Source organism: Selenomonas sp. oral taxon 126 (assembly GCF_001683335.1).
Taxonomy (GTDB): domain Bacteria; phylum Bacillota; class Negativicutes; order Selenomonadales; family Selenomonadaceae; genus Centipeda.
In genome coordinates this window covers 1,002,982-1,005,607 of record NZ_CP016201.1, presented here as the reverse complement: position 1 = coordinate 1,005,607, position 2,626 = coordinate 1,002,982, and the positions used below count along the sequence as shown (strand labels likewise).

General features: G+C 52.6%; 1 rRNA gene (cut by a window edge). It reads right to left on the bottom strand.

Annotated elements, in window-relative coordinates:
* Positions 1-2,417, bottom strand: a 23S ribosomal RNA gene (locus AXF19_RS15985) (it extends 1,399 nt beyond the left edge of the window).
* Between the last annotated feature and the right edge of the window lie 209 nt (positions 2,418-2,626).

Below are 2,626 nucleotides of genomic sequence, written 5' to 3'. Positions count from 1 at the left end.
AGCCCTACTTTCGTACCTGCTCGACCCGTCAGTCTCGCAGTCAAGCTCCCTTCTGCCTTTATGCTCTTCGCGCGATTTCTGTCCGCGCTGAGGGAACCTTTGGACGCCTCCGTTGCTCTTTCGGAGGCGACCGCCCCAGTCAAACTGCCCGCCTGGTACTGTCCCGAACACTGTTAATGTTCCGGTTAGATCCTTAGCATATAAAGGCCGGTATCCCAACGGTGACTCCGATAGTTCTAGCGATCTATCCTCCCAGTCTCCCGGCTATCCTGTACGTTATATGCCAAAGACCAATGCCAAGCTGCAGTAAAGCTCCATGGGGTCTTTCTGTCCAGTCGCGGGTAACCTGCATCTTCACAGGTATTTCAATTTCACCGGGTCCCTCGTTGAGACAGTGCCCAAATCGTTACGCCTTTCGTGCGGGTCGGAACTTACCCGACAAGGAATTTCGCTACCTTAGGACCGTTATAGTTACGGCCGCCGTTTACAGGGGCTTCAGTTCGCTGCTTCACCTTACGGCTAACAACTCTCCTTAACCTTCCTGCACCGGGCAGGCGTCAGCACCTATACTTCAGCTTGCGCTTTCGCAGGCACCTGTGTTTGTGGTAAACAGTCGCTTGGGCCTCTTTTCTGCCGCCGCCAACAGCTCCAACAGTAAATGTCTTCACCACCAGCGGCCATCCTTTTCCCGAAGTTACGGATGCATTTTGCCGAGTTCCTTAACGAGGGTTTTCCCGCGCACCTTAGGATTCTCTCCCCGCCTACCTGTGTCGGTTTTGGTACGGGCGGACGTCTTCTCGTTAGAAGCTTTTCTTGGCAGTGTAGTGCAGCTGAATTCAGATTGACCGTAGTCTTTCCTATCGATCGGTTCTCGGCCTTGTAGTATGGGGATTTGCCTCCATACTAGCCTACCGCCTTCGACACGCACATCCAATCGCGTGCTCAGCTTCCTTCCTGCGTCACTCCATCCTCAAACGAAGACGCCCGGTACTGGAATTTTCGCCAGTTGTCCATCGCCTATGCTTTTCGCCTCGGCTTAGGTCCCGACTAACCCCGGGACGACGAGCGTTGCCCGGGATACCTTAGGCTTTCGGTGGACAGGATTCTCACCTGTCGTTTCGCTACTCATACCGGCATTCTCACTTCTTATCCGTCCAGCAGTCCTTCCGGTCTACCTTCGTCCGGATAAGAACGCTCCCCTACCCAAAGTTACATAGTAACTTTGCCGCGGCTTCGGTTCTGTGCTTTAGCCCCGGATATTTTCGGCGCAGGGCCTCTCGACCAGTGAGCTATTACGCACTCTTTTAATGGTGGCTGCTTCTGAGCCAACATCCTGGTTGTTTTCGAAGTCCTACATCCTTCTCCACTTAGCACAGCATTTGGGACCTTAGCCGGCGGTCTGGGCTGTTTCCCTCTTGAATACGGGTCTTATCACTCGCATTCTGACTCCCAGGCTGCCCATATGAGCCATTCGTAGTTTGACTGGGGTCGGTAGGCTTTACGCCCCCTTGCCCGATCAGTGCTCTACCGTCTCTATGGTTATTCGCCTGAGGCTAGCCCTAAAGCTATTTCGGGGAGAACCAGCTATCTCCACGTTCGATTGGCATTTCACCCCTATACACATCTCATCCCAACATTTTTCAACATGCACGGGTTCGGTCCTCCACTCATTTTTACCTGAGCTTCAACCTGGACATGTATAGATCACTGTGGTTTCGGGTCTAATCCATGCTACTTGACGCCCTCTTAAGACTCGCTTTCGCTTCGGCTCCGCGTCTCCCGCTTAACCTCGCAGCATAAATTAACTCGCCGGTTCATTCTTCAATAGGCACGCCGTCGCACATGTAAAGTGCTCCGACTGTTTGTAGACATACGGTTTCAGGTTCTATTGCACTCCCCTCCCGGGGTTCTTTTCACCTTTCCCTCACGGTACTCATCGCTATCGGTCGTTTCGATGTATTTAGCCTTGGATGGTGGTCCACCCTGCTTCCCACTGGGTTCCTCGTGCCCTGTGGTACTCTGGATTCCTGCCCGCTTTTCACTCTTTCGTGTACGAGGGTCTCACTCTCTTTGCCGCACCTTCCCAGATGCTTCCACTAAAGTGTCCAGTTTGTTGCAGGTCCGCAACCCCAAACAACCGAAGTCATTTGGTTTGGGCTCTTCCCGTTTCGCTCGCCGCTACTCAGGGAATCTCTTTGATTTCTTTTCCTCCGACTACTTAGATGTTTCAGTTCATCGGGTGTTTTCTCCTTATCTCGTAGATAAGGTGACAAGACGTTACTCTTGCCGGGTTGCCCCATTCGGAAATCCATGAGTCTATGCTTACTTGCAGCTCGTCATGGCTTATCGCAGCTGATCGCGTCCTTCTTCGTTTCGAAACGCCTAGGCATCCGCCGTATGCCCTTCTAAACTTGACTTACGTCTTACGACTTTTGTCATCAGTTTAAAGGTATTTTCGCTTTATCCTAATTTGCTTGGGAAAATCTTTTAGTGAGGACTGTTCTGCTTCCTACGCTCATGATTTCGCCCCTTCCACCACGCGTTGCGTGGTCCCCCTCCCCCGCAAGCAGGGGAGGCTGAAGGTGACGCCAATCTCGCTCTCTTAGCTTCCCCCGTTTACGGGGGG